The 8,196-nt window shown below is 73.6% G+C and carries 6 protein-coding genes and 1 pseudogene; 2 read left to right on the top strand and 5 right to left on the bottom strand.

What is annotated here, in order from left to right; genetic code table 11:
- From ABZ641_RS19465 to ABZ641_RS19475, 3 genes are all read right to left on the bottom strand, one after another.
- Positions 1-306 (bottom strand): hypothetical protein (locus ABZ641_RS19465; protein WP_359983324.1); only part of this gene is annotated, 306 nt, incomplete at its 3' end.
- A 146-nt stretch (positions 307-452) separates the two neighbouring features.
- Positions 453-1,511 carry a 2-oxoglutarate and iron-dependent oxygenase domain-containing protein gene (locus ABZ641_RS19470; protein ID WP_359983327.1) on the bottom strand — a complete coding sequence of 353 codons (1,059 nt, stop codon included), beginning with the start codon at positions 1,509-1,511 and terminating at the stop codon, positions 453-455.
- 286 nt (positions 1,512-1,797) lie between these two features.
- Positions 1,798-3,393, bottom strand: coding sequence for an AMP-binding protein (locus ABZ641_RS19475; protein ID WP_359983330.1), 1,596 nt, complete (start codon positions 3,391-3,393; stop codon positions 1,798-1,800).
- Positions 3,394-3,608: 215 nt separating this feature from the next.
- On the opposite strand from ABZ641_RS19475, the gene ABZ641_RS19480 reads away from it, so the two are divergent.
- Positions 3,609-5,915, top strand: a complete 2,307-nt coding sequence (locus tag ABZ641_RS19480) for a transglycosylase domain-containing protein (protein WP_344627488.1) — start codon at positions 3,609-3,611, stop codon at positions 5,913-5,915.
- On the opposite strand, the gene ABZ641_RS19485 is transcribed toward ABZ641_RS19480, so the two are convergent.
- Entirely contained in the window at positions 5,909-6,496 is a 588-nt protein-coding gene (locus ABZ641_RS19485) for a DinB family protein (RefSeq protein ID WP_344627487.1), read from the bottom strand. The genes ABZ641_RS19480 and ABZ641_RS19485 overlap by 7 nt on opposite strands.
- A gap of 49 nt (positions 6,497-6,545) precedes the next feature.
- Positions 6,546-7,454, bottom strand: a complete 909-nt coding sequence (locus ABZ641_RS19490) for an oxygenase MpaB family protein (protein WP_359983333.1) — start codon at positions 7,452-7,454, stop codon at positions 6,546-6,548.
- A 254-nt stretch (positions 7,455-7,708) separates the two neighbouring features.
- Here ABZ641_RS19490 and ABZ641_RS19495 point away from each other — a divergent pair.
- A pseudogene (locus tag ABZ641_RS19495) lies at positions 7,709-8,196 on the top strand (serine/threonine-protein phosphatase); the annotation flags it as partial.

The raw sequence follows: 8,196 nt of genomic DNA on the forward strand, positions 1-8,196 counted from the left end.
CAGGGCGCGGCGGGCCCGGGCCGGCAGCGTGTCGGCGAGCGCCAGGCGGGCGAGGGCGCCGCCGGTGAGCGCGATCAGCCCGAGCGAGGCGGCGAGGAAGCGCCACCCGGGCAGGGTGCCGTCGGCGCCGTCGCCGGAGAAGTGCACGGCGAGCGGCTCGGGCAGCTGGGGCCGCAGCCGGGCGTACACCAGCAGGACGGCCGCGGCTGCGGCCGCGGTCGGCAGGACGGTGACGGTGACCGCGGCACGGGACGGCCGGGACGGCCGGGGCGGCAGGGACGGTCGGGTTAACGGCAGTGCGGGCACGGGGATCCCTCCGGACGCGGACGATCGCGGATTGTTCGCACCATGCTAGAACATTCTCGGCACGGTGACGGAACGATCCGCGATCGTCGCTGCGAGCCTCCGGTGCCTCCGCCCGGGAACGGCCCCCGGGCCGCCCGGGCCCGCCGTCAGGCGGCCGTGAGCGGCAGCAGGTCGGCGTGGTGGCGGCGGGTGACCTCGGGGTGCGCCCGCAGGTAGCCCTTCAGCTCGTTCCGGCCGAACTCGGCGAACAGCGGGTTCGCCGGGTCCTGGGTGGCACCGGGCGCGTGGTGGGCCTGCGGGAACTCGAGCGGCTCGATGTGCGCGTCCAGCCGCGGGTTGTAGAAGAACGGCACCGAGAACCGCTCGCGGGCGCCGGGCGGGCTGACCACCCGGTGGCTGGTGGCCTTCAGGTAGCCGTCGGTGGCGACCTCCAGCAGCTCGCCGAGGTTGACCACGAAGGCGCCCTCCATCGGCGGCACCTCCAGGAAGGAGCCGTCGGAGCGCTCCACCTGCAGGCCGCCGACGGTGTCCTGCAGCAGCAGGGTGATGAAGCCGTAGTCCTTGTGCGAGCCGACGCCCTGCCCGGCGCCGTCCGGTGCCGTCCCGGGGTAGCGGACCAGCTTCAGCCGCAGGTGCGGGTGGCCGGCGAAGGCGTCGTCGTAGAAGTCCGGCCGGGCGCCGATCGAGGTGAGCAGTTCGTGCAGCAGCCTGCGGGCGACGCCGCCGAGCCGGTCGATCCAGTGCAGCGAGGCCTCGCGCAGCTCGGGCAGCGCGTCGGGCCACTGGTTGGGGCCCTCCAGCCACCAGTACGGCGGCTCGCCGGAGCCGGGCACGTGCGGGGGCAGTTCGGCGCCGATGTCGAGCTGGTCGCGCCAGTCCCGGCTGCCGCCGGTCCGCTCGTCACCGGTCCGGGTGTAGCCGCGGAAGTGCGGGGAGTTCAGGTTGCTCACGGCCAGCCGGTCGGCCTCGGGGAGGCCGAAGAAGGCGTGCATCGCGTCGGTGAGCGCGGCGGTCTCGGCCGGGGTCACGCCGTGGCCGACGAGCTGGAAGAAGCCGACGTCGGTGGCGGCGGAGCGGAGTGCCGCGTGCAGCCGCGCGCGGTCCTGGGCGCTGCCGTCGGCCAGCGAGAGGTCGATGACCGGGAGGTTCTCGGCGCGGTCGTCGAGGGGTCCGGTGGAACCGGTGGGACGGGACTGCTGGGTCATGGGTGACATCACCTGGGTGTCGAATGCCCCGGCGGGCCCGGCGGTCGCCGGGGACGCTGCCGCTGCCGCGCCGGGTGTGGCCGGTGCAGCGGGGCCGGGGGAGGGTGTGTGCCCGAAGGGCGGAGGACGAGCGGGATCAGCCGGAGCGTCGACAGGACATGCTCGTGACGCGGAGCAGGTCCACGTGGCGACGGCTGACGAGAAGGATCACGCCACCAGCGTAACGGACCGCGACCCGGTGGTGGCCGGGCCCTCGCCCGGCACTCCCGCCGCCCGGGGCGGGGGCTCACCCGGCGAGTGCGCGGGCCGCCCGTTCCCTCAGCTCGTTCTTTCTCACCTTGCCGCTGACCGTCATCGGGAAGCCCTCGACCACGTGCACGTGGCGGGGGGTCTTGTAGTGCGCGAGCCGGCCGCGGCAGAACTCGGCCACCTCCTCGGCCCCGAGCGTGCCGTCCGGGTCGCGCAGCACCACGAAGGCGCAGACCTCCTCGCCGTAGCGCTCGTCGGGCACGCCGACCACCTGGACGTCGGCGATCGCCGGGTGGGTGTGCAGGAACTCCTCGATCTCGCGCGGGTACACGTTCTCGCCGCCGCGGATGATCATGTCCTTGATCCGGCCGACGACCGCCAGGTAGCCGTCCTCGTGCATCACCGCGAGGTCGCCGGTGTGCATCCAGCCCCCGTCGTCGATCGCCTCGGCGGTGCGCTCCGGCTCGTTCCAGTACCCGATCATCACCGAGTAGCCGCGGGTGCACAGCTCGCCGGGCTCGCCGCGCCCGACCGTCCGCCCGGTCTCCGGCTCGACGACCTTCACCTCCAGGTGCGGCAGCACCCGGCCGACCGTGCCGGTGCGGTGCTCCAGGTCGTCGTCGCGGCGGGTCTGGGTGGAGACCGGCGAGGTCTCGGTCATCCCGTACGCGATGGCCACCTCGGCCATGTGCATCTCGGTCTGGACCCGCTTCATCACCTCCACCGGGCAGGGCGAGCCGGCCATGATGCCGGTGCGCAGCGAGGTGAGGTCGTAGGTCGCGAAGTCGGCGAGACCCAGCTCGGCGATGAACATCGTCGGCACGCCGTAGAGCGAGGTCGCCCGCTCGGCCTGGACCGCGTGCAGGGCGGCGGCCGGGTCGAAGCCCTGGCCGGGGATCACCACGCAGGCGCCGTGGCTGAGCGCCGCGAGGTTGCCCATCACCATGCCGAAGCAGTGGTAGAAGGGCACCGGCAGGCAGATCCGGTCCTGCTCGGTGTACCCGACCAGCTCGCCCACCCAGAAGCCGTTGTTGAGGATGTTGCGGTGCGAGAGGGTGGCGCCCTTCGGGAAACCGGTGGTGCCCGAGGTGTACTGGATGTTGATCGGGTCGTCCGGCGCCAGGTCGGCGGGGAACCCCCCGTCCCCGTCGAGCTCCAGGAACTCCGGGTCGCCGATCCACAGCGTCTCCCGCAGGCCCGGGCACTCCTCGCGGACCTCGGCCACCATCGCCCGGTAGTCGCTGGTGCGGTACTCGGGCTGGGCGACCAGCAGGCCCACCCCGGACTGGTTCAGCGCGTACGCCAACTCGTGCGTCCGGTAGGCCGGGTTGATGTTCACCAGGATCGCGCCGAGCCGGGCGGTGGCGTACTGCACCAGCACCCACTCCGGGCAGTTGAGCGCCCAGATGCCGACCCGGTCGCCGCGGCCGACCCCGCGCGCCCGCAGGCCGCGGGCCACCCGGTCGACGTCCCGGCCGAGTTCGGCGTACGTCCAGCGGCGGCCGCTCGGCACGTCCACCAGCGCCTCGCGCTCCGGGTGGGCGGCGACCGCCCGGTCCAGGCACTGCCCGATCGTCTCGTCCAGCAGCGGCACGTCGGTGCGGCCGTGCGTGTGGGACGCCTGTGCGGTCACCGTTGACCTCCTGGGCCGGTCGCGGCCGGGGGGGACCGGCCGGGACCAAGGCTTGCCACCGGACGCCGCCGCGTCAAGAGCACCCGGCCCGGCGCGCCGCCGGCCGCCCCCGGGGGGAGTCGCGGGGAGGACCGGCGAGCGCTGTCACGGAGTTGTGACGAAAGCGGGAAGAAAACCGGTTCGTGGCGGGCGATGGTTCGCCTAGGGTCGATCCCATGGCGCGTCACAACTCCATCGGTTACCGCAAGAAGGTCCTTCTGGCTGCTCGTCTGGTCGGCGCGAGCGCCCTGGGCGGCGTCCTCGTCGCGGGCCTGGCCCTGCCCGCCGTGGGGGCCGCCGGGCTCGGCGCGCAGTCTGCGGTGGAGGACTTCGACAGCCTGCCGGACGACTTCAGGACGCCGCCGCTCTCGCAGGCGTCGACCGTCTACGACGCGGCCGGCGGCACGATCGCCACCATCTACAGCCGGGACCGCACGGTCGTCGACGCCGACGCCATGTCGCCGCTGGTCAAGACCGCCCTGGTGGACATCGAGGACAGCCGCTACTACCAGCACGGCGCCGTCGACCTGAAGGGCGTGCTGCGCGCGCTCAACTCCAACGCCGCCTCCGGCACCACCGCGCAGGGCGCGTCCACCCTCACCCAGCAGTACGTCAAGAACGTCTTCGTCGACCAGGCGGGCGACGACGTGCAGAAGGTCCAGGAGGCGCAGCGGCAGACCCTGGACCGCAAGATCCGCGAGCTCAAGTACGCCATCAAGGTCGAGGAGACCCTGACCAAGGACCAGATCCTCGCCAACTACCTCAACATCACCTTCTTCGGCGAGAAGGCGTACGGCATAGAGACCGCCGCCCAGCGGTACTTCAGCGTGCACGCCAAGGATCTGTCGCTCCCTCAGGCGGCCCTGCTGGCCGGCCTGGTGCAGTCGCCGTCCGCCTACGACCCGATCGTCAACCCGGCCGCGGCCAAGACCCGGCGCGACACCGTGCTGCGCCGGATGGCCGAGCTCGGGCACATCACCGCGGCGCAGGCGGCGGAGGCGATCGCCACCCCGGTGGAGCTGAAGGTGACCCGGGCCCACCAGGGCTGCATCACCGCGGGGACGGGCGAGGGCTTCTTCTGCGACTACGTGCAGCGGGTGGTGCTCTCCGACCCGGCCTTCGGCAAGACCCCGGAGGAGCGGAAGGCGCTGTGGAAGCGCGGCGGCCTCCAGATCCGCACCACCCTCGACCCCAAGGCGCAGAAGGCGGTGCAGCAGGCCGTCACCGCGCACGCCGCGCCGTCCGACCGGCCGGCCGCGGTGATGTCGGTCGTCCAGCCGGGCACCGGCAAGGTGCTGGCGATGGCGCAGAGCCGCCCGTACGGGCTCGGCAAGGACCAGACCACGATCAACCTGAACGTGCCGAAGAAGATGGGCGGCGGCCTCGGCTTCCCGACCGGCTCCACCTTCAAGCCGATCGTGGCGGCGGCGGCGCTGGAGAACGGCATCCCGGTCAGCCGCACCTACACCTCGGGCTACAGCATGCCGTGGCCGGCGATGCAGGACTGCTCGGGCGGCCGCTTCCCGGAGAGCGGCGAGGTGCACAACGACAGCCGCGACCTGATCGGCAGCTTCGCCATGCCGGCCGCGATGAAGCAGTCGGTCAACACCTACTTCGCCAACCTGGAGGCCGAGACCGGCCTGTGCGAGGTGTCGAAGACGGCCGCCAAGCTGGGCATCACCCAGCAGGCCGGCGGCGAGAAGCTCAGCGTGGTGCCGTCGATGACCCTCGGCAGCAACGACCTGACGCCGCTGGAGATGGCGGGCGTGTACGCGGCGTTCGCCGCCCACGGCACCTACTGCGCGCCGACCGCGATCACCTCGGTGACCGGCCCGGACGGCAAGTCCCTCGCGGTGCCGAAGGCCTCCTGCACCGAGGCGCTGTCGCAGACCACCGCGGACACCGTCACCGCGATGCTCCGCGGCGTGGTCGAGGACGGCGGCACCGGCCACACCGCGGGCCTGTCCGACCGGGAGACGGCCGGCAAGACCGGTACCACCAACGAGGGCCGGCAGGTCTGGTTCGTCGGCTACACCCCGGAGATGGCCGCCGCGACGGTCGTCAGCGACACCATGAACCCGGCGCCGCTGGAGGGCCAGCGGATGGGCGGCGAGCGGATCGACGCCGCCTTCGGCGGTGCGGTCGCCGGTCCGATCTGGCGGCAGGCCGTCGAGGACGCCCTGGACGGCGTCCCGGCCGGCGAGTTCACCGCGGTGCGGCTGCCGTCCGCCGCGGAGCCGTCCGACTCCGAGCAGCCGACCCCGGGGACGGGCCGGCCGACCCAGGGCGGCGGGCAGCCGGCCACCGGGCAGCCGACCCAGGGCGGGCGGCCCACCCGGGGCGGCGACCAGACGGCCCCCGCCACCGGCCGGCCCGTCCCGGGAGGCAGCGGGCGCCCGACCCACGGCACCGGCGGGACCACCCCGGCCACCGGGCAGCCCGGCCCGGGCGCGGGGCAGCCGAGCCCGAGCGGCGGTCAGTAACCGGTCGCGCCGTCGAGGCGCTCGCGCAGCAGGTCCGCGTGGCCGTCGTGGCGGGCGTACTCGGCGATCATGTGGACCAGGATGCGGCGCAGTGACACCGGCTGCCCGGTGGCCCGGTGCACACCGGTGACGTCCAGCGAGGGGGCGGCGGCGACGATCTCCCGCGAGCGCTCGCACTGGGCCCGCCAGACGGCGAGCGCCTGCGCCGGGTCGCCGTCGAGGGTCTCGAAGTCCTGGTCGGGGTCGTCGTCGGAGTAGTAGAGCATCTCCGTCGGCAGCCCGGCGAACTGCAGGTGCAGCCACCACCGCTCGACCCCGGCGAGGTGCCGCAGCAGCCCGTGCAGGGTCAGCCGGGAGGGCGGCACCGCGTGCTCGGACAGCTGCGCGGCCGTCAGCCCGGCGCACTTGAGGGCCAGCGTCTCGCGGTGGTGCTCCAGGTAGGCGGTGAGGATCTCCCGCTCGTCGCCGACCAGCGGGAGGGCGGGCCGGGCGCCGCCGTCGTCCCACGCCTGGGAGTAGTTCTGCGGCGGGATCTCGGGAACGGGGTTCGCCGTCGCGGGGTTCTCGGGGTTCTCGGTCATCCCGCCAGCCTGGCACGGGCCGCCGACAGTGCCCGGGAGCGGCGGTGCGTCAGGACGCCCCCGCGCCGAAGGGGCAGCCGCCGCCGGTCCTCCCGTCGGCGGGCCCGCCGGCCGGTGCCTCGAACGTGCCGAGCTCGGAGATGCGGTACCCGTCGGGGTAGCCGCGGACCTGCCGGCCGTCCCGGGCCAGGTGGGGCTTGCGGCGCGGCGGCAGCAGCCGGACCAGCCGGCCGCGCAGCCGCATCCCGCCGCGGACCAGCGCGGTGAGGACGGCCGGCGGCCTCGGGTAGCCGAACGCCTCCCGCAGCGGGTCGTCCAGCAGGCAGATCGAGGAGCGCCGCATCTGGGCGCCGAGCGGGCGCGGGTACCAGCTCGCGGTGAGGTCCAGGGTCGCGTCGGAGACCGCCCGGCCGCCCTCGTCGAAGGCGAAGTTCGCCCGCTCGTAGGCGTCCAGCAGCCGCTCGAACTCCTCGTACGTCTCCGGGACGTCCCGCAGACCCATGTGCCGGCCGAGCTCGCGGTAGTAGTTGACGGCGGCGCGGACCTCGTGCGCGGAGTACGGCCGCCAGCCGTAGTCGTCGAGCCAGCGCTTGGGCACCACCACGAAGGTGGCGAGGACGTAGACGAAGTCCTCGTTCGAGATCTCGTACCGCCGGTGCATCCCGTTCATCCGGCGGATCGCCTCACGGCCCTGCTCCGAGCCGAAGCCGTGCTCCAGCACGGCCTCCAGGATCAGCACGGTGTCGTCGTACCGCTTCTGCGCGCGCCCGGTGAACTCTCCCGTCCGGGCCAGCAGCCGGCCGATGGAGGGCACCGCGTAGGTGCGGTAGAGCGCGAAGCCGAGCGACTGGTTGGTGTCCCAGGGGAACTCGTACCAGCTGCTGATCCGGTAGATCTCCGCGTAGTCCGTCTCCGGATCGAGCTGCCGGATGCGGTCCAGCCAGTCGTGACGCTTCATCATGGACCTTCCGGCGGACTGGTACGGGAGCGGTCCCGACTGTAGGGGCTGTCCAAGATCACGGTCAACGGCGCCGCCCGCCCTGCCGCCCGCCCTGACGCCGGGCCTGCGGAGCGCCGTGGTGCCGCCGGGCCGCGGGCCGTGTCGCGGAGGTGTGCGGACCGTCGCGGGTGCAGGGTGGAGGGGTGACGGTGCACGGACGGCGGCGCCCGGCTGCCCTGCGCGGGGCGTGGCAGCGAGCCCATGCGCTGGTGATGATCCCGCTGGGCTTCATCGTGCTGATCTCGGTGGTCGACCTCGCCTCCCCGACCGACGTGCACCTCGGCCCGCTGCTGGTGGTCGCCCCCGCGATCACCGCCTCCTTCGGCGGCCCCTGGTTCACCGGCCTGATCGGCGCCCTGGCGGTGACCGCGCAGGTGGTCATCGGGATCTTCCACGGCGGCCTGTTCACCACCAACCACGAGACCCAGATCATCGCGCTGATCCTGGTCTCCACGCTGATCGTGCTGTACTGCCGCGTCCGGGAGAGACGCGGGCGCGAACTCACCCGGGTGCGGTCCGTCTCCGAGACGGTGCAGCGGGTGCTGCTGCGGCCGCTGCCCGACCGGCTGGGGCCGCTGCGGCTCGCCGCCCTCTACCTGCCCGCCGAGGACGAGGCCCTGCTCGGCGGCGACCTGTACGCGGCGACCCGGGTGCCCGGCGCCACCCGGGTGCTGATCGGCGACGTCCGCGGCAAGGGCCT

Origin of the sequence: Kitasatospora sp. NPDC007106 (assembly GCF_040634455.1) — a bacterium.
GTDB classification, from domain to species: Bacteria; Actinomycetota; Actinomycetes; order Streptomycetales; family Streptomycetaceae; genus Kitasatospora; species Kitasatospora arboriphila.